Source organism: Pseudomonas yamanorum, from assembly GCF_013386765.1.
In the GTDB taxonomy this organism is placed as follows: domain Bacteria; phylum Pseudomonadota; class Gammaproteobacteria; order Pseudomonadales; family Pseudomonadaceae; genus Aquipseudomonas; species Aquipseudomonas yamanorum_A.
Map to the genome: position 1 here is coordinate 1 of NZ_JACARE010000045.1, position 23,343 is coordinate 23,343.

A 23,343-nucleotide genomic window follows, 5' to 3' on the forward strand; every position below is an offset into this window, starting at 1 on the left:
ACCTTGCGCAACTACAAACGCAACGTGCTGCGCACGCCGGCCAATAACAAACTGCGCATGGACGACACGCGGGGGCAGGAGCACGTCAAGCTCAGTACGGAATACGGTGGGAAAAGTCAGCTGAACCTTGGGCATTTGGTGGATGCCGGGAAGAAAAAGCGCGGGGAGGGGTTTGAGCTGCGAACCGACGACTGGGGTGCCATTCGGGCGGGGAAGGGGTTGTTTATCAGTGCCGACAAGCAGGTCAAGGCCGGCGGTGAGCAACTTGAAATGGAAGCTGCCATTACGCAGTTGGAAAGCGCGCTATCACTGGCGCGTTCCCTGGCCGATGCGGCTCGTAATGCACGAGCTCTCCCCGGTGATATCGATAGCCAACGAGGACTGGTTCAGGCGCTCAGCGAGTTGGGGCGATCAGGCGTATTGCTGCATGCCCCCGCAGGCGTCGGTGTGGTCAGTCCCAAAGCGGTATGCCTGTCATCCGGGGGCGAAAGCGTGGGCATCATGGCGGCGCACAACGCCGACATCAGCGCCGGGCACAACATCACGGCCGCTGCCGAGGGGGGGATTAGCGTACTTGCGCAACGTGCAGACATGCAGCTCAAGGCCGCCTTAGGCAAGATTGAGCTGCATGCCCAGGCCAGCAATCTGCATGCGATGGCGAAGACCGATATCAAGATCGAAAGCGTGGAAGGCCGCGTAGAAATCAGCGCGCCACAAGAGCTTGTACTCAACTGTGGTGGCGCCTATATCCGCCTGAAGAATGGCGAAATTGAGCTGGGTGCGCCCGGCAATATTTACCTCAAGGCTGCCCATGTCGACAAGCTTGGAAGCGCCAGCCTTGATACGCCGGTATCACCGCTACCAGCGGGATATTCCGGTAGCTATGCCCTGAAGGATGAAGCCCGGGTGCCCCTGCCGTTCACTCGTTATCGGATTACCACCCGGCAGGGAGAGGTGTTCAAGGGGGTGACCGATAAGGCAGGCAAGGCCATGCCGATCCATACACTGGTCCCGGGAGAGTTGAAAGTTGAGTTTCCGGCATCGGAGAAATGGATCTGCTTTTGCGCGCCGGTTGAATTGAATCATCAAGGCATCAAATGCACTGCGACGATGGACGATGGAACCGTTTTGCAAGGTGAGTTCGATCATCAGAACAAGGCGAGCTTTTATTCTTTTGCTGGTAACACCTGTGTCAAGTTTGAGGTGGCTGAACTTGCGCCACAGGAAACGGGTATTAGCTGCGCCGAAGAAATACTGAAAAGGATTATGGAGTAATCAATATGGATGCCCCTTATCGAAATTACCTGGCTCGAGAAAATCACTCGGTTGATGCTGAGGTTCTGGAGCGTGCGCTAGAGAGCTTTGAGGGAGTTGCCGTTAAGTTTTCTTCGGATTTTATAGAAGATGCAAGGCAGCGTGATAATTACAATCGTAACGTCAAGAGGGTCAAGGTTGAGGTTTTGAAGCAAGTAGCAAATGGGAGCATTTCAGCAAAGGAAGGTGCTGAGTTTTGCTATGAAATGAGAAATAAAATCATGGCGGAAACGCGCGCCAGAACTTCGGTGGCGGGGCGCGCCGTTGCTGAGAAAGAGAAAGTAATTTCTCCTGCTCTGGAGAAATTGCTGGACGAAAAGTCCGGCAGGAAATTTGGAAAAAGGTTTAATGAGCTGGGCCCTAGGCAAAAAAGTACTGTTCATTACGAGATCATTGAGTCTTCCGCCAGGCCAAACACCAAGTTCAATATAAGAAACAAAGCATTAAGAACGATAGGGAAAGTGCTGATAGTGGTGACTGTTGCGTATGTTGTCTACGACGTTGTCAATGCGCAAAACAAAGTGAAAGAAGTGATCAAGCAAGGCGCTGTAATGGCTGGCGGGCTTTCAGGCACGATTTTAGCCGGCTCTGCCGCTTCGCTGGTGTGTGGCCCAGGAGCTCCCGTGTGTGCTGTTGCACTATTGATTGGTGGCGGGATCGCCGCAGGATGGGTTGCGTCAGAAGTTGTAGAGCTTTTTGATGACGAGCTCGAGGAATTTACTCGTTGGCAGGTGAAGTAGTACGCCAGTCAGTGTGTGCGGTCGATGGAGATACTCATGACGCTTGTTTTATTGAAGTTATTGTTTTCATTGTTCGCGCCTCTGGCCCTCGGATTGGCGGGTGCCGGGGTGAATAGTTATGTCGCATGCCGTGATTTGGAGGTGGTGTTAAAGGTTTTTAAAAAAAGCTCCATTGTGACGTCTTATGCTGATGTATGGGCGGGTGGTTCTTTTTTTTCACGCAGCGCCTTATCTATGGTAGTGGCCGGAAGTGTGATGTGGCCGTACAAGCATATACGCAACGGTTCGCTCGACGCTCAGGAACTGGCTTGTTTGCCTGGCTCTATCAAACTACGCATGAAATGGTCAGTCGGACTTGTGGTGGGTGGAGTTGGATGGTTATTTTTTGTTTTTCTTTTGTCGAAGTTTTTCAGTTAGATGGAAAAGCAAATCTACGCACCATTGATTATGGATTTAACCCATCATAACTAGAGATGCTCAGGGGCTTGTATGAGTGACGAATTTTTGCATCGCACGGATACACTCGGCACCGTCAAAGTGGTGACTTGCGGTCCACAGAAAAAGCACTGGGTTGAATTCCAGTTGGTGGATGAACAGGGTGAACCACTGGCGAACCTGCCGTGGCGAGCGGTGAACGATGCCACACGTGCCGACTGTGCGCCGCCGTACTCAGGTGTGAGCGATGCCCAAGGAGTGGTTCGTGTAGACGGCCTGCACCCCATCCCCATCACCTTGCTGGTGTCCGCCGACCCGCTGGCCGAGCAACTGCAAACCCGGCGCTTGCGTGCCGAAAGGCCCGAACCGGAGTGGCCAATTATCGGTGACCGCAGCGCGCCCTACGGTCCGCAGCGCCCGGGCTTTTCGCCGATTGAGGCGCAGTCGATCGCGGCGGGGCATGGCTACCACTATGTGCGCATTGGGCAGTTATGCGATCAAGCGCCGAACGTTGACCCGCCGTTGGCAGACCCGGAGAAACTTCCGGCGTTTCACTTTCCGGACCCGACTTTCAGTGGGTTTACCGTTGAGTACGAGGAGCTGAATCGCCGGCATGTGGTGGAGGTGTGTCCGTTTCGTGCTTGGGCGTTGGTGTTACATCATCAGCCTGAGTACAGCTTGGTTAATGCACACAATTTGGGGCTTATGAGCATTTTGGCTTATAGCAGGGATCCTCAAAAAGAACGCGGTTCACCTGAGCGGTTTTTTCTCCATCAATGCCTGGACCTGTCACGTACGCCGCGCGTATTGGATACCGGGAACAACTGGGTTTGCGTGGTAACGGATGTGCCCTTTAGTGAGCGCTATACGTTGGCGCGGACGCTGGATACGGGCAAGGCCAATCCCCCGGAAGGCAATACTCAATTTTTCTACGCTATCAACGCTTCCCAGGTATTGGTCGCTTGGCGCGGTACCGAAATGGCATGGCCGTTTACCGATCTGGCAACGGATGTAACCTTTCGGCCAGTTAAGCCAGAAGTGCAGGCCACTTGTGAACCCAAGGTACCCTGCGCCGACTTGACACCGCAGGGCAGTGTTCATCTGGGGTTTCGTGATGCATTTGAAAAGGCCAGAAGGATTTATGCCGAGAATCTAGGCGAAACGATCGGTAGTGAGATTCGCGACAAAAAACTGTTCATTTGCGGCCACAGCCTGGGCGGCGCCCTTGGCCTGATCCACGCCGCGTCGCTAAAAGATCAAAAACCACTGCTCTACACCTACGGCATGCCCCGCACCTTCACCCTCAAAGCCGTGCACGGCCTAGCCGAGATTCGACACTTTCGTCATGTCAATGACACAGACACGATCCCCAGCGTCCCGCCCGAAGCGGAGTTGGACAACCACCTGTACAACCTGTACGGCCAACTGGGCACCTCTTTGGGCTTCGCCTGGTCCCTGGTTCAACTAACCGCCAGCCAACTGTTCCGGTACGGCGACCCGTTCTGCCATCACGGCGAAATCGCCATGCTTTACTGGGCCGACCAGCACCGCCAAGCCAGAGGCTCGCACTATCCGGCCTATCTCAACAAGGAAGGACTGGGCGCGCCCTACCACACCACGATCAACCATCGCCTGGCGCAACGATCCCTGATGTATGTGGTACCCAGCCTGAGCACCGACGACAGCCAACAGGCCGAACACGCCCAGCAGCGGTTTTTCACCTCATTGGCCACCGAGAGCCGGAACAGAATCTTCCCGCCCAATGGCAACCTCAGGACCGGCCGGTTCACCGGGCTCGGCAACCATTTCATGGGGGTGTACCAACCCCATATCCGCAACCAGTTGCTGGAACTGCTCAACCCTGGGCGCGACCCGTTGCTGGAGCGGCAGGTGCAGCGGCAGAAATTCAAGCAACAGATGCGGGAGAACGCCTTGAGCGCGCCCGAAGATGAGCTGACGCGTAACCGGGTGTTCCTCGAACTGCAAAACCAACTGGAGCAGGCCCTGCGCGTCACGCGGGAAATGGAGGGCGGCGCCGAAGCGCTGCAACGTTTCGATGCGGTCTCGGATCCCGAGAGGCACCACGAAACCATTAAGGGTTAAGCCCGTAAATACCGGCCAGGACAAGACCATGATCAGGAACACCACCGTCGTTTTATTCGCTCTACTCACCAGCCTGAGCGGTTGCGCCATGGACCGTAGTTTGGCGCCGCCGCGCGAAAGTGAACTAATGACCATCACAGTGAAAGTCCCCAAAGCTTTGAAAGCGCGCACACTTGAAGTGATGTACCGCTCGCCCATCTGCAAACGCATTACTTCCGGAGCCAGCGGTCAACGCATCGAGTTGGAGGGTTACAACGGGATTGACGTGCAACTACAACAGCAGGGACAGAGTGATCTCTACGAGGCCAAGTTGCCGATTGATGGCGGCGGTGCGTGCCAGTGGCGCTTAAGTGACGTCGTCTTTGGCGTTGCCTACCGCGACCCAACACGCTTCGGCGAAAATGTAACTTACGGAGCGGGAGGCGGTGTTGTGGTGCAGTTTGACCACAACCGCGGGCTGAGAAGCGCGGGTATGCCTATTGAAGTCGAAGGGAATTTGATGATCAAGAAGGACTATTACCCTTGGATCGATGAAGAGTTTTTGGGACCTTACAAAAAAACCCTAAGTTTGGCGGGTGAAGGCGATATTTATCTCGGCTATCAGGCATTGCAAGCTCGCCAAGTATATTTCGAGCCGGTTCTGCACTCAGGTTTCGCGGTCTATTCGGCTGGACCGAAGATTAAAAAGGAAGGTAACCACACCGCCTTCACCTACCCCGATGGCAGCACCTCAGCCAATGGTCGCTCCAAACCCGACTTCCGCAAATTACAAGCCATCCGCCTGGCTGCGGAGGCGCAAAAATGAACATAGTTCTTCCCCTCACCATGATCACTCTATTCACCGGCCTGAGCGGTTGTGCTATGGACCGAAGTTTGGCGCCGCCTCCGGACAGCGAACTCATGACCATCACGGTGAAAGTGCCCAAGGAACTTGAAGCCGAAACGCTGGAAGTGATGTATCGCTCGCCCATCTGCAAGCGCATTACTTCCGGAGCCAGCGGCCAACGCATTGAACTGCAGGGTTATCACGGAATTGACGTGCAACTGCAGCAGCAGGGGCAGAGTGATCTCTACGAAGCCAAGTTACCAATGGACGGCGGTGGTGCATGCCAGTGGCGCTTGAGTAACGTCATCTTTGGCGTTGCCTACAGCAATCCCGCGCAATTTGGCGAGAATGTAACTTACGGCGCGGGAGGCGGTGTCGTGGTGAAATTTGACCACAATCGCGGGCTCAGAAGCGCAGGTATGCCTATTCAAGTCGAAGGGGATTTGATGATCAAGAAGGACTATTACCCCTGGTTGAGTGAGGCCTTTCTTGGCGGTTACAGGAAACAAATTAGCCTGACAGGTGAAGGTGATATCTATCTTGGCTATCAAGCATTGCAGGCCCGACGTGTTTATTTCGAACCTGTCCTGCATTCTAAATTCACCGTTTACTCCATACAGCCAAAGGAGAAGAAAGAGGGTAACCACACCGCCTTCACCTACCCCGACGGCAGCACCTCAGCCGACGGTCGCTCCAAACCCGACTTCCGCAAATTACAAGCCATCCGCCTGGCTGCGCAGGCGCAAAAATGAACATGGTTCTTCCCTTCGGATTCATCACTCTATTTACCGGGGTCACGTCACCCGTCTGGCTGCGCGGTACAAGGCTGTTCGCCCCCGTCACCGTGCTTCTTCCCTACGACCCTTACAGCCAGTCATTGGCCCAGTCTTAACCATTGGAATTAATTCGTATGTCCCAAGAATTTGTTTTGCTGGGTGATAAAACCACCCACGACGGCGAAGTGATCTCGGCGTCTTCCACTATGTTCGTAAATGGCAGGCTCGTGGCTTTAGTCGGTGACGAAGTCAGTTGCCCCCTGCATGGGCGTAACGCGATTACCGAGGGTACCGATCAATGGTCTGAAAACGGTCGGGCGATGGTGGTCAACGGCTGTCACAGCGAGTGCGGTTGCCAGGTGATTTCCAGTGCTTCCGATTGCAGGGTGGATTGAGCCATGGGCTGGGATCGTCAGGCACCCGATAGGGGGGAAGTTCCGGCACCGATTGTGGTGAGCCGCTGGATATTGGCGGCGGTCGTGGCGGTGCTGGCCAGTGTGCTGCTGTTCTTGCTGTACGCCTCTGAGCGCGTGCCGCCGCTGCACGCCGTGAACATCTGGGCGGTGTCCGGCTCACCCTTGCTGATCTGGCTCCTCGCGTTTGGCGCGCGCGCTTACTTCTACGGTAGTGCGCTGAGTCATCAGCAGTTTCTTGAGGAGGAGGCACTGGTTGCGCAACAGGCCTGGCAGGGCTGGGCGCAACGGTATATGGCGGTGTGCGGCAGTTGCGTGCTGCTGCCGGATCAGGTGTCTGCCAGCGCGCTGGCGCAAGGCGCTGTCAGCTTTCCAAACCGTAGCGGGCAAGCAAGGCGCATTACGGCATTGTTGATCCCGCATGTGCGTGCGCTAACGGGGTTGCAGTTGCTGCTTCAGGCGCTGGACGCGACATTGCTGGCTCTGCCTGCGGGTCGGGCGCTGCACATCACCTTGTTGAGTGATGTCGAGCCCATGCATCACTTGGCGCTGCGCGATGCCTGGAAGCAGAGCTGGGTGGCCGTGATGGGCACGCCCATACCGGAAAAACTCACCGTGACTGATGAACTGCCCTACCAGTGGATTGACGACATATTGAAGACGGCCAGCCCGGCCCTTCAGTTGATCCTGGTGTTGCAGGTACGCGGCGAGGTGGCGTATTCCGATGGATTGGCGGCTTTGCTTTTGTGTCCGGACAGGCTGGCATCTGAGTGGGAGCTGCCTGTGCAGGGAAGGTTGTTGCGACCGATGCCGTTGGACACCACCCAGTTAAAGAACGAACTGACGCTGTTCATGCAAACCCAGCCCATCGCGCGTCAGGCCTCAAGCGTGTTGGCGGACGACGCAGACTGGCATCCATTGACCGGCGATGTCGCGGCTATCAGCGGCCATTGCGGCGCATCACTGACGGCTGGGCAACTATGGATTCAGGAATACCTCTGGGGACGCTCGGGACCTTTCAGCCACTGGCTGGTGGCAGCCCTTGGGATTGAAGTCGCCCGACATCAGCAACGGCCTTTGCTGTTGCTGACTCGGGACGAAACGCGGCATTGGATCAGCACCGTTACCACTGGAGAGTTGGCATGAAGCAGGGAAGCAATTCGTGGCGCCTGATTGGCACGTCGGTATGGGCCGTTGCATTGACCTCGGTGTTAGGTTGGGTGATCTGGAGGTATGGTCAGGAGGTGGGATTACTGGAGCCAGGGCAAAGGATTTCTGTTTTCTTGCTGATCATTCTTATGGCTGCCGTCGGGCTTTTTGCACCACGTCTGTTGATACAGCTCAAGCGACTCAACCATCGTGATCAGGGCCAGGTGGATAAGGTCTATCCTCAACCGGACGCGCCTTTGACGCCATCGCATAAGCCGGCTTTTAAGCTCGATGAGCTTATCTGTTCGCTTCACGTGAAATACGGCTTCTTCTGGCGCCTTAAGGTGCGTTTTTTTATCGTCTTCGGCGAGCCTGAACAGATTGCCGCCATCGCCCCCAGCCTGACCCAGGACCACTGGCTGGAAGGACAAAACACCGTCCTGTTGTGGGGCGGCAGCGTGCATACCAAACTGGATGAGTCATTGCTGGCGCAGTGGCGTGCACTGAGCCGCTGGCGCGCCCTGGACGGTGTCGTCTGGGCGCTCAGCAGCGATCAAAGCGCTGACGATGCTGCGATGGCCGCCGGTGTTCGCTACTTGCGGTACCTGTCCGCTGGGCTGCGCTGGCAACTCCCGCTCCATCTTTGGCAGGTCTGCGACAGCCAATGGCCGCAAGCCAAACGTCAGGTCGACGCCGTCGGCTGTCGGCTGCCGCCAAAACTCACCGCCGCCGCCCTCGAAACCCGTCTCGCCGCCCTCATCGAGCCCCTGCGCAACGCCGGCTGGGCCCAGATGAAAATCAACAACGCCCACGACTTCCTCCTGCGTCTGGCCCGCGATCTGGGGGCCGAAGGCATTTCCCGCTGGTGTCAGGCGCTCGCACCGTTATTCGGTCAGTTCGCCCGTGGTGTGCCCCTGCGTGGCTTGTGGTTCAGTCTGCCGGTGGAGCGCATTTCCAAGGATCATTTCTGGCCCATCGACCCGGCCTGGGAAGGCGTTCTGCGGGACAAACCCTCTATCAGCCGCGTCGGCTGGAGCACCCCGCGTATCGGCTACGCCCTGGCCATGAGCCTGGCGCTGGTGTGGGCCGCCGGCCTGCTGCTGTCCTACGCCAGCAACCGGGCCCTGATCAGCCACGTGCAAACCTCGCTGACTGCGTTGCAACACTCCAGACAAGGCGACGAACAGTTCCGGGCCTTGCACGAGCTGACCCGCGAACTCGGGCGGCTGGACTACCGCGCCGAAAACGGTACGCCCTGGCACCAACGTTTTGGCCTGAACCAGAACCAGGCCCTGCTCGACACCCTGTGGCCGCGCTATGTCGACGCCAACCACCGCCTGATGCGCGATCCGGCTGCGGCTAACCTGCAACGCCAACTCATGGCTTTGATCCAGCTTGCGCCGGACAGTCCCGAGCGCGCCAGCGAGGCCCGGGTCGCCTACGGCCAGCTCAAGGCCTACCTGATGCTGGCGCATCCGGAAAAAACCGACGCCGAATTCCTCGCTAAAACCCTCAATGACGCCGAACCGTTGCGTCCCGGCGTCTCCCCCGGCTTGTGGCAAACCCTGTCGCCCGATCTCTGGCAGTTCTACAGCGAGCAACTGTCCGCGCATCCCGAGTGGCGCATCCCGGCCGACCCGAAGCTGATCGCCCAGGCCCGGCAAGTTCTCCTCGGCCAACTCGGCCAGCGCAATGCCGAAGCCAGCCTGTACCAACAGGTGCTCGACGCCTCCATCAATCACTCACCCGCCCTGGAGCTGCGCCAAATGGTCGGTGCCACCGACGCCCAGGCGTTGTTTTCCAGCGATGCCCGCGTACCCGGGGTGTTCACCCGACAAGCCTGGGAGGGCCAGGTGAGTCGGGCCATCGACGACATTGCCGAAGCCCGTCGCGAACAAATCGACTGGGTTCTCAGCGACCAGCTCAGTGATATCGCCAGCGACCTGACGCCGGCCATGCTGAAAAAACGCCTCACCGAGCGCTACTTCGACGACTACGCCAGCGCCTGGCTGGACTTCCTCAACAGCCTGCGCTGGCATCCCTCAGACAGCCTGCCCGATGTCATCGACCAATTGACCCTGATGAGCGACGCCCGCCAATCGCCGTTGATCGCACTGATGAACACCGTGGCCTACCAGGGCCAGGCCGGCACCCGTGGCCAAGGGCTGAAAGACACGTTGGTGAAATCCGCCCAGCAACTGATTGGCCAGGACAAGGTGGAGATGATCGACCCACCACTGCAAACCGGTCCATTGGAGGCGACGTTTGGCCCGTTGCTCTCCCTGATGAGCCAAGAGAAGAGCCTCAACCTGCACACCTTCCTCACCCAGGTCACCCGTGCCCGTCTGAAGCTGCAACAAATCAGCCACGCACCTGATCCGCAGGGCATGACCCAAGCCTTGGCGCAAAGCGTGTTCCAGGGCAAGAGCATCGACCTGACTGACACCCAATCCTACGGCAGCCTGATCGCCGCCAGCCTCGGCGCCGAGTGGTCTGGTTTGGGCGAAACGCTGTTCGTGCAGCCACTGGATCACGCTTGGCAGCGCGTGCTGCAACCCTCAGCCGCGAGCCTCAATCGCCAGTGGCAGCGTGCGATTGTCACGCCTTGGCACAGCGCTTTCGCCAGCCGCTACCCGTTTGCCGCCACCGCCAGCGACGCCTCGTTACCGATGCTCGGCCAAATGATCCGCGCCGACTCGGGGCGCATCGAACAGTTTCTCCAGAGCCAACTGGGCGGCGTGTTGCGTAAGGAGGGCAACCGCTGGGTGGCCGACCGGCACAGCCAGGGCCTGCGCTTCAATCCGCAGTTTCTCGCGGCTATCAACCAACTGAGCGACCTTGCCGATGTGCTCTACACCGACGGTGGCATGGGCCTGAGTTTCGAACTCCAGGGCAAGGCTGCTCGAGACATCGTGCAAACCACCTTCATCCTCAACGGCGAACGGCACCACTACTTCAACCAGCAAGAAAGTTGGCAACGCTTCAACTGGCCCGGGCGCAGCGACTATCCGGGAGCGAGCCTGAGCTGGACCAGCGTGCACACCGGAGAACGTTTGTTCGGTGACTACCAGGGCACCTGGGGCTTGATTCGCCTGCTGGAAAAAGCCCGGCTTACCGCACTGGACGATGGCGATAGCCGCTACCGCATGGTGCTCAAGGCGCCGGACGGCCTGGATCTGACCTGGCACCTGCGCACGGAACTGGACGCCGGACCGCTGGCGTTGTTGAAATTGCGGGGTTTTACGTTGCCGGCGCAGATTTTTCTTACGGGGGAGCGGAGTGAAGGATGAACCCCGGGGATGTGATCTTCCCGGGTACGTTTGGCCACAGGTCCGCCACCAGGAATAGCCGTTCAGCTTCTTCCCACTCGCCCTCGCTGTTTTCCACCAGGCGCACCAGCAATTGTGCAGGTGCCATGGGGTCCAGTTCGGTGAGCCAGTGCTGCATCCGGGCTGCATCCCAGGCTTCGTCCGCCGCGTAGTGCGCCGGCGCCAGCCATGCGTGGCGGGGCAGCGGTTGCCAACGACCGGCGGGACTCTGCTCGATAAACCTCGGCCAATCGCGCTGATGCAGCCAGCGCCCGTTCAGGTGCTGCGGATGTGCGCCCACCGGCGCGTGCGCCATGCCAGGCCATGGGTAGAGCAAATACCCGCCCAGCCATAGATGCGCATCAAAGGCCTGGATATCCAGGGCCGCCAGCACTTCCCGGCTCTCTGGCCGGGCGGAGATCGGCAATTGATGCTGGGCCAAATGCGCGAGCTTGCGGTCCAGCCGGTCATGGCAGCCGGGGCCGAGCCATTGCTCGGTGTCCCGGCCGTCGCCGTCCTGGGGCCCCAGGTAGAGTTTGATCGCCAGTTCCAAGTGGTGCACGCCGTCGCGGTCACGCAGCAGCATGTCCAGTTCGCCCAGGGTATGCCCGGCCTGGCGGATCGGCAGGTTGGCCGCCAGTAACTCCACGCCCGGCGCGTGTTGCACCGCAAACTGCCACAGCCGTTCGTAATACAGGCCCAATCGGCGGGTGCGGGCCTGGCTCAGCCAGTGCAGCAAGGCGCTGCTGTCCTGGTCCAGTTGCCGTAGCCAGTGCTCCAGCCTATGCGGGGCCTGCACCCAGTCGCTGCCGGTCAGCGGGTGACGCTGCGGCCACGGCGTCTGCGCGAGCATCGGCGGGGCGAGCATCACCCACGCGAGGTCGCGCACCTCGGGGTGACGCAGTTGGCGGGGCAGGTGCTGCAGATCAGGGAACAGGGTCATGGTCCGAGCATAGCCTTTTACAGCCGGGAAGGGGGCTGAGAACCGTTGTCGTCTGGGGTTTGCGGCGACAAAGGATTTTGTGTAACGCCGGCTTTCGCCCATAATCGTTCTTTTTTGCAGAACCCGAACCCCGCAGGAGCCCCATGGAGCAATTTCGCAATATCGGCATTATCGGTCGCCTGGGCAGTACCCAGGTGTTGGACACCGTCCGCCGGCTGAAAAAGTTTCTGCTCGAGCGCCACCTGCATGTGATCCTCGAAGACACCATCGCTGAAATCCTCCCGGGCCATGGCCTGCAAACCTCGTCGCGCAAGATGCTCGGTGAAGTCTGCGACATGGTGATCGTGGTGGGCGGCGATGGCAGCCTGCTGGGCGCCGCCCGTGCACTGGCGCGGCATAACGTGCCGGTGCTGGGGATCAACCGCGGGAGCCTGGGGTTCCTCACCGATATTCGCCCCGACGACCTGGAAGTCGAAGTGGCCAAGGTGCTGGACGGCCACTACCTGGTGGAAAACCGCTTCCTGCTGCAAGCCGAAGTGCGCCGCCACGGCGAAGCCATCGGCCAGGGCGACGCCCTCAACGACGTGGTGCTGCACCCCGGCAAGTCGACCCGGATGATCGAGTTCGAGTTGTACATCGACGGCCAGTTCGTGTGCAGCCAGAAGGCCGACGGCCTGATCGTCGCCACGCCCACCGGTTCGACGGCCTACGCGCTGTCTGCCGGCGGGCCGATCATGCATCCCAAGCTGGATGCCATTGTGATCGTGCCGATGTACCCCCATATGTTGTCCAGCAGGCCGATTGTGGTCGACGGCAACAGTGAGCTGAAAATCGTGGTGTCCAAAGACATGCAGATCTACCCGCAAGTCTCCTGCGACGGGCAGAACCATTTTACCTGCGCCCCCGGTGACACCATCACCGTGAGCAAAAAGGCACAGAAGTTGCGGTTGATTCACCCGCTGGACCACAACTACTACGAAGTGTGCCGCACCAAGCTGGGCTGGGGCAGCCGCTTGGGGGGTGGAGGCGACTGATGCTCGATCCCGCGCGTAGCTACGACCTGATTGGTGACGTGCACGGTTGCGCTCATACCCTTGAGCACTTGCTTGAGCAACTGGGTTACCACAAGCAGGGCGGCACCTGGCGCCATCCGTCGCGAATGGCCGTGTTCCTCGGCGATATCATCGACCGTGGCCCGCGCATTCGCGAGGCGCTGCATATCGTCCACGACATGACCGAGGCCGGCCAGGCGCTGTGCATCATGGGCAACCATGAGTTCAACGCGTTGGGCTGGAGCACGCCGGCGACCCCGGGCAGCGGCAAGCAGTTTGTGCGCGAACACACGCCACGCCATGCGCGATTGATCCACGAAACCCTGACCCAGTTCGAACAGCATCCGGCGGACTGGCACGACTTCCTCGGCTGGTTCTACGACATGCCGCTGTTTGTCGATGCCGGGCGATTCCGCGTGGTGCACGCCTGCTGGGACAACGGCTTTATCGAACCCCTGCGCGCGCATTTCCCGGACGGCTGCATCGACCAGCACTTCCTGCAAGCCGCCGCCGTGCCCGGCAGTTTTGCCAGCAATGCCTTCGACCGCCTGTTGCGCGGCACCGATATGCGCCTGCCGGACGGCATGACCCTGACCGGTGGCGACGGCCTGACGCGCTCGTTTTTCCGTACCAAATTCTGGGAAGACGACCCCAAGACCTACGGCGACATCGTGTTCCAGCCCGATGCGCTGCCAGAACCGGTGGCCGCCACGCCACTGTCGTCCACTGAAAAGAATTCCCTGCTGCGCTACGGCGTCGACGAGCCGTTGCTGTTCGTCGGCCACTACTGGCGCAGCGGCAAACCGGCGCCGATCCGCCCGAACCTGGCTTGCCTGGACTACAGCGCGGTGCTGTACGGCAAGCTGGTGGCCTACCGGCTGGATCAGGAAACCCGCCTGGACCCACGTAAATTTGTTTGGGTCGATGTCGAGCGCCCTGAGGTTATTTCATGAGTACCGTGGCTGTTTTACGTTTGCCGCTGGCGGTGGACTTGAGTGGTTTCGTCAAGCTGCTGCAACGCATGCAAGTGCCCCATCGCGTCAGCGAAGAGGCCGGGGAGCAGGTGTTGTGGGTACCCGACTCCATCAGCGAAGACGTGAAGGTCTTGTACCAGCGTTTCCCGGCCGGCGACCCGGACCAGCAACTGGATATTCCGGTGCAGGAAACGTCGACCAGGCGTCCGGGTTTTGTCCAGCAGTTGCGCCACAGCCCGGTGACCGGACTTATCCTGCTGCTGAGCATCATCGTCGCCGCCGTCACGCTGCTGGGGGACAACCTGCAAGCCATGAGCTGGCTGACGTTCCTGCCGTTCAGCGTGGTGGGCGAGTACATCCGTTTCACCCCGTTGGCCGACAGCCTGGCCTCGGGGCAGTGGTGGCGGTTGGTCACGCCGATGCTGATCCACTTCGGCATCCTGCACCTGGCCATGAACGGCATGTGGTACTGGGAGCTGGGGCGGCGCATCGAGCTGCGCCAGGGCAGTATCAACCTGCTGGGCCTGACGCTGTTGTTCAGCCTGGTGTCGAACTACGCTCAATACTATTTTGGCGGCCCCGGCCTGTTTGGCGGGTTGTCCGGCGTGCTGTACGGCTTGCTCGGGCATTGCTGGATCTATCAACTGTTGTCGCCGAATCCGGCGTATCGCCTGCCTCGCGGGGTGTTGGTGATGATGCTGGTGTGGCTGGTGCTGTGCCTGTCGGGCCTGGTCTCGATGATCGGCTTCGGCGAAATCGCCAATGCGGCCCACGTGGGCGGCCTGGTAATCGGGTGCCTGACCGGTTTGCTGGGTGGCTTGTACAGCCGCCGCAAAATGTCTCCTATTTAGTTAAGGAAGAGTCTTATGTCCTCTTTTGTCGAAATGATCGAAAACATCACCCCGGACATCTACGAGAGCCTCAAGCTCGCCGTGGAAATCGGCAAATGGTCCGATGGCCGCAAGCTCACCGCCGAGCAGCGTGAACTATCGTTGCAGGCGGTCATCGCCTGGGAACTGCAGAACCTGCCGGAAGACCAGCGCACCGGCTACATGGGCCCGCAGGAATGCGCCTCGAAGTCGGCGCCGGTGCCGAACATCCTGTTCAAGTCGGATGCCATCCATTGATTGAGATTGGCCGTGGTGCAGTCAGCAAAATGTCGGCGCAGTTGGGTGAGCCGACCGTTCAATACGCGTTTCGCCTCGGCGATACCGAGGTGCCGGTCAACCCGTTGATCGGCACCACCGTGCGCCTGGAATACCTCGGTGCGATCCATTGCACCCATTGCGGTCGCAAGACCAAGACCAGTTTCAGCCAGGGTTACTGCTACCCGTGCATGACCAAACTGGCCCAGTGCGACCTGTGCATCATGAGCCCCGAGCGCTGCCATTACGACGCCGGCACCTGCCGCGATCCGGCCTGGGGTGAAAAATTCTGCATGACCGACCACGTGGTGTACTTGGCAAACTCGTCGGGGGTCAAGGTCGGCATCACCCGTGCCAGCCAGCTGCCAACCCGCTGGCTGGACCAGGGCGCCAGCCAGGCGCTGCCGATCATGCGCGTTGCCACGCGCCAGCAGTCGGGCTTCGTCGAAGACCTGTTCCGCAGCCAGGTGGCCGACAAGACCAACTGGCGCGCGCTGCTCAAGGGCGACGCCCAGGCAGTCAACCTTGGCCAGGTGCGCGACGAACTGTTCGCCAGCTGTGCCGAAGGCTTGCTCGGTTTGCAGGAACGCTTTGGCCTGCAGGCCATCCAACCGGTGAGCGACATCGAACCGATCGAAATCCGCTACCCGATCGAGCAGTATCCGACCAAGATCGTCAGCTTCAACCTGGACAAGAACCCGATTGCCGAAGGCACGCTGATGGGGATCAAGGGCCAATACCTGATCTTCGATACCGGCGTGATCAACATTCGTAAATACACGGCCTACCAGCTCGCCGTGCATCAGTAGAAGGACGACAGACATGCGCACCGAACAGCCGAAGATGATTTACCTGAAGGACTATCAGGCGCCGGACTACCTGATCGACGAGACGCACCTGACCTTCGAGTTGTTCGAGGACCACAGCCTGGTCCACGCGCAACTGGTGATGCGCCGCAACCCCGAGCGTGGCGCCGGCTTGCCGCCACTGGTGCTGGACGGCCAGCAGCTTGAGCTGTTGAGCGTGAACCTGGCCGACCAGGAACTGACCGACGCCGACTACCAGTTGAGCGACAGCCACCTGACCGTGCACCCCGCCAGCGCGACCTTCACCCTCGACACCACGGTGAAGATCCACCCGGAAACCAACACCGCCCTGGAAGGCCTGTACAAATCCAGCGGCATGTTCTGCACCCAGTGCGAGGCCGAAGGCTTCCGCAAGATCACCTATTACCTCGACCGCCCGGACGTGATGAGCGTGTTCACCACCACGGTGATCGCCGAACAGCACAGCTACCCGGTGCTGCTGTCCAACGGCAACCCGATTGCTTCCGGCCCCGGCGAAGACGGCCGGCACTGGGCGACCTGGGAAGACCCGTTCAAGAAACCGGCGTACCTGTTCGCACTGGTGGCCGGTGATTTGTGGTGTGTGGAAGACACCTTCACCACCCTGACCGAGCGCACCGTGGCGCTGCGCATCTATGTCGAGCCGGAAAACATCGACAAGTGCCAGCACGCCATGAACAGCCTGAAGAAGTCCATGCGCTGGGACGAAGAAGCCTATGGCCGTGAATACGACCTCGACATTTTCATGATCGTGGCGGTCAACGACTTCAACATGGGCGCCATGGAGAACAAGGGCCTCAACATCTTCAACTCCAGCGCCGTGCTGGCCCGCGCCGAAACCGCTACCGACGCTGCGCACCAGCGTGTGGAGGCGATTGTCGCCCACGAATACTTCCACAACTGGTCGGGCAACCGCGTGACGTGTCGCGACTGGTTCCAGCTGTCGCTGAAGGAAGGCTTCACGGTGTTCCGTGACTCGCAATTCTCTGCCGACATGAACTCGGCGACGGTCAAGCGTATCCAGGACGTGGCCTACCTGCGCACTCACCAGTTCGCCGAAGACGCAGGCCCCATGGCCCACGCCGTGCGTCCAGATGGCTTTATCGAAATTTCCAACTTCTACACCCTGACCGTGTACGAAAAGGGCTCGGAAGTCGTCCGCATGATCCAGACCTTGCTCGGCGCCGAAGGCTTCCGCAAGGGCAGCGACCTGTACTTCGAACGCCACGACGGCCAGGCCGTGACCTGCGATGACTTTATCAAGGCCATGGAAGACGCCAACGGTGCCGACCTGACCCAGTTCAAACGCTGGTACAGCCAGGCCGGCACGCCACGCCTGGCGGTGAGCGAGTCCTACGACGCGGCGGCCAAAACCTACAGCCTGACCTTCCGTCAAAGCTGCCCGCAAACCCCGGACAAGGTGGAAAAGCTGCCGTTCGTGATTCCGGTCGAACTGGGCCTGCTGGACGGGAAGGGCGCGGGCATCGCCTTGCGCCTGGCCGGTGAAGCCGCTGCTGGCGCCACGTCCCGGGTGATCTCGGTGACCGAAGCCGAACAGACGTTCACCTTTGTCGATATCGCCGAACATCCGCTGCCTTCGTTGCTGCGTGGCTTCTCGGCGCCGGTGAAGCTGAGCTTCCCGTACAACCGCGACCAACTGATGTTCCTCATGCAGCACGACAGCGATGGGTTCAATCGCTGGGACGCCGGCCAGCAACTGTCGGTGCAAGTGTTGCAGGAGCTGATCGGCCAACATCAGCAAGGCAAGGCGCTGGTGCTGGATCAACGCCTGATCACTGCACTGCGCAGCGTATTGAGCGATGAAAGCCTGGACCAGGCGATGGTTGCCGAGATGCTGTCGCTGCCGAGTGAAGCCTACCTGACTGAAATCAGTGAAGTGGCGGATGTCGACGCCATCCACGCGGCCCGCGAGTTTGCCCGCGAGCAACTGGCCGAGAATCTGTTCGAAGGCCTGTGGTTGCGCTACCAGGCCAATCGCGACCTGTCGAAGAAAACCCCGTACGTGGCCGAGGCGGAACACTTTGCCCGTCGTGCCTTGCAGAACATCGCACTGTCGTACCTGATGCTCAGTGGCAAGCCTGAAGTGCTGGCGGCGACCCTTGAGCAGTTCGATGCCTGCGACAACATGACCGAGCGCCTGACGGCCCTGGCGGTGTTGGTCAACTCGCCGTTCGAAGAAGAGAAGGGCAAGGCCCTGGCGGTGTTCGCCGAGAACTTCAAGGACAACCCGCTGGTCATGGACCAGTGGTTCAGCGTGCAGGCCGGCAGCGGTTTGCCGGGTGCGCTGGAGCGGGTCAAGACGTTGATGCAGCACCCGGCGTTCAATATCAAGAACCCGAACAAGGTGCGCGCGCTGGTCGGCGCGTTTGCCGGGCAGAACCTGATCAACTTCCACGCAGCAGACGGCTCGGGTTATCGCTTCCTGGCGGACCTGGTGATCCAGTTGAACGGCTTCAACCCGCAGATTGCTTCGCGGCAGTTGGCGCCGTTGACCCGCTGGCGCAAATACGACAGCGCGCGGCAGGCGTTGATGAAAGGTGAGCTGGAGCGGATTCGCGCTTCCGGCGAGCTGTCCAGCGATGTGTTTGAAGTGGTGAGCAAGAGCCTCGCGTAACTGAGACCGCCGCTTTTTTAAGGCTGAGCACTCATATGTGGCGAGGGAGCTTGCTCCCGCTGGGCTGCGTAGCGGCCCCAAAATCTTGGGAGCGCTGCGCACTCCAGCGGGAGCAAGCTCCCTCGCCACAAGTGTTTTTAGATAACCGGCGGCCAGCGCAGGTCCTGGGCCTCGTCAGCGGTGTAGCGCGGGAAGCGCTCGGCGATCATCTCGTGGGGCACGCCCAGCGGTATCGCGCTTGCAGCGTCCAGGCGGGCCACTTGCTCGGCCGAAAGTTGCACCGTCAGCGCGCCCAGGGTGCCATCCAGTTGTTCGCGGGTACGCGGTCCCAGGATCGGAATCAGCGCGGTGGTAGAACGACGGGCTTTTTCCCGAAGCCAGGCGATGGCGATATGCGTCGGCGTGGCGTTCAGCTCGCCGGCAACCGCCAGCAGGGTGTCGAGCACTGCCGTTTCCCGTGTACTTTTTTCCGCATGAACCAAAATCCCCAGCTTGCTGGCGCGGGTATCGCCCTGGCTGTTGCGGTACTTGCCGGTCAGAAAACCACCCCCCAGCGGTGACCACAACGTGGCCGCCAAACCCAGTGCTTCGGCCATGGGCAGCAGCTCACGGTCGGCGGTGCGTTCGGCCAGGCTGTATTCGGTCTGGATCGCTACCAGCGGAGCAAAGCCGCGTACTTCGGCGAGCAGGTCGGCGCGGGCAATGCGCCAGGCCGGGAAGTTCGACAAGCCGGCGTAGTGGATCTTGCCGGCACGCACCAGGTCATCAAAGCCCCGCAGGATCTCTTCCATCGGCGTGACGTTGTCGCTGATATGCGCCCAGAACAGGTCGATGTGGTCGGTGTTCAAGCGCTTCAGGCTTTCCTCGACAGCGCGCACCATGTTCTTGCGATTGTTGCCCAGCTTGATCGTGCCTTCGTCTTGCGGCTGGGTGCGCAGGGTGTACTTGGTGGCAATCACCAGGCGATCGCGTTCCGAGGCGATGAACTCGCCGAGCAGCACTTCCGATTGGCCGAACTGGTAGCCGTTGGCGGTATCAAGGAAATTACCGCCGGCTTCCAGGTAACCGTCGTAAATCCGCTTGGACTCTTCGCGCTCGGCGCCGTGGCCCCAACCTGTGCCGAAATTGGCGGTGCCCAGGGCCAGCTCCGACACCCGCAGGCCGCTACGACGGCCAAAGACTTTATTGCGCATAAGAGAACTCCTGACGCTGTGATTGTTTTAAATGTTTTGCAACATCTATTTAATATGATGTGAGTCATATTTTTCGTCAAGGGGCTTTTTTTGTCTTCTGAAGGGAAGGGCGCTCCTCCTGACACTTTCTGACGGAGGCCTCTGCTAAGCTGCGCCACCTTCCTCTTTCGAGCGTGATCACCTTGTCGCGTACCAGTCGTCTGCTGACCTTGTTGCAAGTCCTGCGGGGCAAAAAACGCCCGGTAACGGCCGCCGTGCTGGCGGCGGAGCTGGAGATTTCCGAACGCACGCTGTACCGCGACATCGCCGAGCTGACGGCCCTGGGCGCGCCGATTTTCGGCGAGGCGGGTGTGGGTTACGTGCTGCGTGCCGGCCTGTTCCTGCCGCCGCTGATGCTCAATGCCGACGAAACCGAGGCCATTGTGCTGGGCTTGCGGTATGTCGATCAGCGTGGCGATGACGTGCTGAGCCAGGCGGCGGCCAATGCCCTGGCAAAGATCGCCGACGTGCTGGACCCGGCCGCACAGGAAGCATTGCGCAATCCCACGTTGCTGCCGGGCCCCCCAGGCTTCGGCTACCCGGAAAACCGCGTGCCGTTGAATGTGTTCCGCGAGGCCATTCGCGGCCAGGCCAAGCTGCATATCGACTACGCCGACGCCAGCCAGACCCCCAGCCAACGCTTGATCTGGCCCCTGGCTCTGGGCTTTCTGAACGAAGTGCGGGTGATCGTCGCGTGGTGCGAGTTGCGCGGTGCCTATCGCACCTTCCGCACCGACCGGGTGGCCGCCGCGCGCCTGCAAGGTGAGCGTTATCCGGGCCGGCGCAGTGACTGGTTGCGGGGCTGGCGCAAGCTGATGGAACAGAACGAATCCGGGCCGTTTACTCCTGACAAGAACTGACACAGTGCTGCTTTAGCATGGCTCCATAAATCACCAACAAGGAGCTGTCACCATGTCCCAACCCACCCCTGAACTGGCCCCGGCGATCGCCACTTACATTGCCGCTGCGAATACCGGTGACACTTCGCTGGTAGTCAACTGTTTTGCCGAGGATGCCAACGTGTTCGACGAAGGCGAGCACCAGGTCGGTACCGCCGCCATTGCCCGGTGGATGGAAGACACCGGGCGCCGCTATCAGCCCAAAGTGCAGGTGCTCAATGTGCAGCATCGCACGGGCAAGGTGCTGGTCAGTAACCTGGTCACCGGCAGCTTTCCCGGCAGCCCGCTGGAACTGCGCTATACCTTCCGCCTCAATGAGCAAGGCAAGATTTCCCGATTGGATATTTCCCTGTAGCCGTCATGGCATACTGCCGGGCATGACTTTCGACTCGCCACTCGCCGCCTACCAGCACGCCATCACCGAACAGGGTTTTGTCCCCGACGACGCCCAGCGTGAGGCGGTGCAAGCCCTGCAAGACTGCCATCAGGCCCTGCATCACGGCCATGGCCCCGTCACCGGCGTGTACCTGTGGGGTCCGGTCGGGCGCGGCAAGACCTGGCTGATGGACCAGTTCTACCAGAGCCTGCGGGTGCCTGCGCGGCGCCAGCATTTCCACCACTTCATGGGCTGGGTGCATCAGCGCTCGTTCCAGCTCACCGGCACCCACGACCCCTTGCAGGCCCTGGCCCGTGAGCTGAGCCGGGAGGTGCGGGTGCTGTGTTTTGATGAGTTGTTCGTCAATGACATCGGTGACGCGATCATTCTCGGCCGGCTGTTCCAAGTGATGTTCGAGGAAGGCGTGGTGATGGTCTGCACCTCCAATCAACCTCCGGATCAGTTGTATGCCGACGGTTTCAACCGTGACCGCTTCCTGCCGGGGATCGAGGCCATCAAGCAGCATATGCGGGTAGTGGCGGTTGACGGTGGCGAAGATCATCGCCTGCATCCCGGGACTGCGCTGCAGCGTTACTGGGTTGACCAGCCCGAGGCGTTGGCCGAGGTGTTTCGCCAGTTGAGCGAGGGGCAAGCCGTCAGCCGCGCGCCGGTTGCTGTGGGCTACCGCTCCATCGTGGCGGTGCAGTCCAGCGATACGGTGCTGTGGTGCCGCTATGCCGACCTGTGCGAACAGCCCCTGGCCGCCATGGATTTCATGCTGCTGTGTGATCGTTTCAAGGCCATCCTGCTGGGAGAGGTGCCCAACCTCAGCGCGCAAAAACGTCCAGGGCGCATCGCCCGAGGCACGGAAGACGCCGCCCAGCGCGTGGATGCCGGTGACCGGGAACTGCCGGAGCTGTCGGTGCATGACGACAGTGTCCGGCGCTTCATCGCGCTGGTGGACGAGTGCTACGACCGCAAGGTGCCGTTGTACATCGAGGCCAAGGTGCCATTAGAAACCCTCTACACCGAGGGTTACCTGGAGTTTCCATTCCGGCGCACCCTGAGCCGCTTGCAGGAGATGCAGCTGGCGCGCTTTGGTGAGCCTGACGCGCTTTCACGCGGGGAAATGTAGTTAATCTCCTTCAGCTAATGCCCGCTCCCCGCTTACAATCGATCCCTTTTATGGGGACCGAGTCCCTGTTGCACCGTTAATGAGGAAGGAAATGGACACCGCAGACATCCTGGTGCTGCAAGCCAGCTACACCAATCCGGTTCATGCCGAGGCCATTGGCCTGGTGCTCAACCATTACGCCGAAGACCCAATGGGCGGCGGCCACAGCCTGCCGGCCGATCGCCTGGAGCAACTGCCGGCCGAGTTGGCCAAGCGTGCCCATGCGTTCAGTGTGCTGGCGTTTGTTGGCGGGACGCCCGCCGGCCTGGTGAACTGCTTCGAAGGGTTTTCCACCTTTGCCTGCCGCCCGCTGGTGAACGTGCACGACGTGGTGGTGATGGATAAATTCCGTGGCTTGGGCCTGAGCCAGAAGATGCTGCAAAAGGTCGAGGAAATCGCTCGTCAGCGTGGCTGCTGCAAAATCACCCTTGAGGTGCTCGAAGGCAATGCGGTGGCACAGTCGGCCTATCGCAAGTTTGGTTTTGACGACGCGGTATTTGATCCGGAGCATGGCCGGATGTTGTTTTGGAGTAAGCCGCTTTAATTAATGTTTAGTTAATCAAAGGCAAAAAAAGGCGCCAGCAAGTGGCGCCAAGTTGACCTTAGCTATCAGAGCGGAATAGCACAGGGTATTACGGGTAAATCAGCTGTTGGGTGTACTGGTAGTTTGATCGGCTGCTGCGGGCTTGGCAGTCTTGCCGTCAGCCAGCGCGGTTTGCTGCGCCGCGCCGTGGGTTTGTTCCTGAACGAACGTGAAGTTGTTGTAGAACTCCTTCGAGCGCTCTGAACCGCCTTCTGCGAAGGCAGCTACGGAGGTCATGGTCATCAGGCCGGCAAGGATAACAGTCGAAATTTTCATGGCAGTGTCTCATTTAAGTGTGTTGGGTTCCGCGCGTTGTGGTCAGCGGCGGGATGGGGAGACTGTGAGCCAATAGTATTAAGTAAGGGTTAACCTCGGGCTGACCGGAAGTTAACGATTTCGTTAACTTCCAATCTGTTTCGAC

At 59.9% G+C, this 23,343-nt stretch carries 22 protein-coding genes; 19 read left to right on the forward strand and 3 right to left on the reverse strand.

Annotated features, from left to right (window positions below; genetic code table 11):
- The 9 genes from HX875_RS27940 to HX875_RS27980 form a co-directional block, all read left to right on the forward strand.
- On the forward strand, positions 1-1,275 hold a 1,275-nt coding region (locus HX875_RS27940), incomplete at its 5' end, for a DUF2345 domain-containing protein (RefSeq protein WP_177047679.1).
- Between the two features lie 5 nt (positions 1,276-1,280).
- Positions 1,281-2,054 (forward strand): hypothetical protein, encoded by a 774-nt coding sequence (locus tag HX875_RS27945; RefSeq protein WP_177047681.1) that lies wholly within the window; start codon positions 1,281-1,283, stop codon positions 2,052-2,054.
- Positions 2,055-2,090: 36 nt separating this feature from the next.
- A complete protein-coding gene (locus tag HX875_RS27950) occupies positions 2,091-2,471 on the forward strand; it encodes a hypothetical protein (protein ID WP_177047683.1) in 381 nt (126 codons plus the stop codon).
- Between the two features lie 72 nt (positions 2,472-2,543).
- Complete coding sequence (locus HX875_RS27955) at positions 2,544-4,592, forward strand: lipase family protein (protein WP_177047684.1); 2,049 nt, start codon at positions 2,544-2,546, stop codon at positions 4,590-4,592.
- Between the two features lie 28 nt (positions 4,593-4,620).
- Positions 4,621-5,397, forward strand: a complete 777-nt coding sequence (locus HX875_RS27960; RefSeq protein WP_177047686.1) for a hypothetical protein — start codon at positions 4,621-4,623, stop codon at positions 5,395-5,397.
- Positions 5,394-6,170 (forward strand): hypothetical protein, encoded by a 777-nt coding sequence (locus HX875_RS27965; protein ID WP_177047688.1) that lies wholly within the window; start codon positions 5,394-5,396, stop codon positions 6,168-6,170. Before HX875_RS27960 ends, HX875_RS27965 begins: the two co-directional genes overlap by 4 nt.
- A gap of 158 nt (positions 6,171-6,328) precedes the next feature.
- Complete coding sequence (locus tag HX875_RS27970; protein ID WP_177047689.1) at positions 6,329-6,589, forward strand: PAAR domain-containing protein; 261 nt, start codon at positions 6,329-6,331, stop codon at positions 6,587-6,589.
- A gap of 3 nt (positions 6,590-6,592) precedes the next feature.
- Positions 6,593-7,753, forward strand: a complete 1,161-nt coding sequence (locus HX875_RS27975; protein WP_218172029.1) for a hypothetical protein — start codon at positions 6,593-6,595, stop codon at positions 7,751-7,753.
- On the forward strand, positions 7,750-11,046 hold the full coding sequence (locus HX875_RS27980) for an ImcF-related family protein (RefSeq protein WP_177047691.1): 3,297 nt from the start codon (positions 7,750-7,752) through the stop codon (positions 11,044-11,046). The genes HX875_RS27975 and HX875_RS27980 overlap by 4 nt, the downstream gene beginning before the upstream one ends.
- On the opposite strand, the gene HX875_RS27985 is transcribed toward HX875_RS27980, so the two are convergent.
- Positions 11,021-12,007, reverse strand: coding sequence for a DUF1853 family protein (locus HX875_RS27985; protein WP_177047693.1), 987 nt, complete (start codon positions 12,005-12,007; stop codon positions 11,021-11,023). The genes HX875_RS27980 and HX875_RS27985 overlap by 26 nt on opposite strands.
- Positions 12,008-12,150: 143 nt before the next feature.
- Here HX875_RS27985 and HX875_RS27990 point away from each other — a divergent pair, with 143 nt between their 5' ends.
- From HX875_RS27990 to pepN, 6 genes are read left to right on the forward strand one after another with little or no spacing between them, the layout of a single operon-like run.
- Positions 12,151-13,041 carry an NAD(+) kinase gene (locus HX875_RS27990; RefSeq protein WP_010210870.1) on the forward strand — a complete coding sequence of 297 codons (891 nt, stop codon included), beginning with the start codon at positions 12,151-12,153 and terminating at the stop codon, positions 13,039-13,041.
- Complete coding sequence (locus HX875_RS27995) at positions 13,038-14,012, forward strand: metallophosphoesterase (protein WP_177047834.1); 975 nt, start codon at positions 13,038-13,040, stop codon at positions 14,010-14,012. The genes HX875_RS27990 and HX875_RS27995 overlap by 4 nt, the downstream gene beginning before the upstream one ends.
- Positions 14,009-14,884: a rhomboid family intramembrane serine protease gene (locus tag HX875_RS28000; RefSeq protein ID WP_177047700.1), complete on the forward strand. Its 876-nt coding sequence runs from the start codon at positions 14,009-14,011 to the stop codon at positions 14,882-14,884. Before HX875_RS27995 ends, HX875_RS28000 begins: the two co-directional genes overlap by 4 nt.
- A gap of 15 nt (positions 14,885-14,899) precedes the next feature.
- Positions 14,900-15,160 (forward strand): YeaC family protein, encoded by a 261-nt coding sequence (locus tag HX875_RS28005; protein WP_003217900.1) that lies wholly within the window; start codon positions 14,900-14,902, stop codon positions 15,158-15,160.
- Positions 15,157-15,987, forward strand: a complete 831-nt coding sequence (locus tag HX875_RS28010) for a DUF2797 domain-containing protein (protein ID WP_177047701.1) — start codon at positions 15,157-15,159, stop codon at positions 15,985-15,987. The genes HX875_RS28005 and HX875_RS28010 overlap by 4 nt, the downstream gene beginning before the upstream one ends.
- 13 nt (positions 15,988-16,000) lie before the next feature.
- The gene (pepN, locus tag HX875_RS28015) at positions 16,001-18,658 is read left to right on the forward strand and encodes an aminopeptidase N (protein ID WP_177047703.1); all 2,658 of its coding nucleotides are present in this window, start codon (positions 16,001-16,003) and stop codon (positions 18,656-18,658) included.
- Between the two features lie 137 nt (positions 18,659-18,795).
- On the opposite strand, the gene HX875_RS28020 is transcribed toward pepN, so the two are convergent.
- Positions 18,796-19,851 (reverse strand): aldo/keto reductase, encoded by a 1,056-nt coding sequence (locus HX875_RS28020; protein ID WP_177047705.1) that lies wholly within the window; start codon positions 19,849-19,851, stop codon positions 18,796-18,798.
- Positions 19,852-20,033: 182 nt separating this feature from the next.
- Between HX875_RS28020 and HX875_RS28025 the strand changes: the two genes are divergently transcribed.
- The 4 genes from HX875_RS28025 (at position 20,034) to HX875_RS28040 (ending at position 22,883) form a co-directional block, all read left to right on the forward strand.
- Complete coding sequence (locus HX875_RS28025; protein ID WP_177047707.1) at positions 20,034-20,750, forward strand: helix-turn-helix transcriptional regulator; 717 nt, start codon at positions 20,034-20,036, stop codon at positions 20,748-20,750.
- Between the two features lie 52 nt (positions 20,751-20,802).
- Entirely contained in the window at positions 20,803-21,144 is a 342-nt protein-coding gene (locus HX875_RS28030; RefSeq protein WP_177047709.1) for a nuclear transport factor 2 family protein, read from the forward strand.
- 22 nt (positions 21,145-21,166) lie between these two features.
- Positions 21,167-22,300, forward strand: coding sequence for a cell division protein ZapE (gene zapE / locus HX875_RS28035; RefSeq protein ID WP_177047711.1), 1,134 nt, complete (start codon positions 21,167-21,169; stop codon positions 22,298-22,300).
- 91 nt (positions 22,301-22,391) lie between these two features.
- Positions 22,392-22,883: a GNAT family N-acetyltransferase gene (locus HX875_RS28040; RefSeq protein ID WP_177047713.1), complete on the forward strand. Its 492-nt coding sequence runs from the start codon at positions 22,392-22,394 to the stop codon at positions 22,881-22,883.
- Positions 22,884-22,982: 99 nt separating this feature from the next.
- Here HX875_RS28040 and HX875_RS28045 read toward each other — a convergent pair whose 3' ends face one another.
- Positions 22,983-23,198 carry a hypothetical protein gene (locus tag HX875_RS28045; protein ID WP_177047715.1) on the reverse strand — a complete coding sequence of 72 codons (216 nt, stop codon included), beginning with the start codon at positions 23,196-23,198 and terminating at the stop codon, positions 22,983-22,985.
- Positions 23,199-23,343 lie beyond the last annotated feature (145 nt).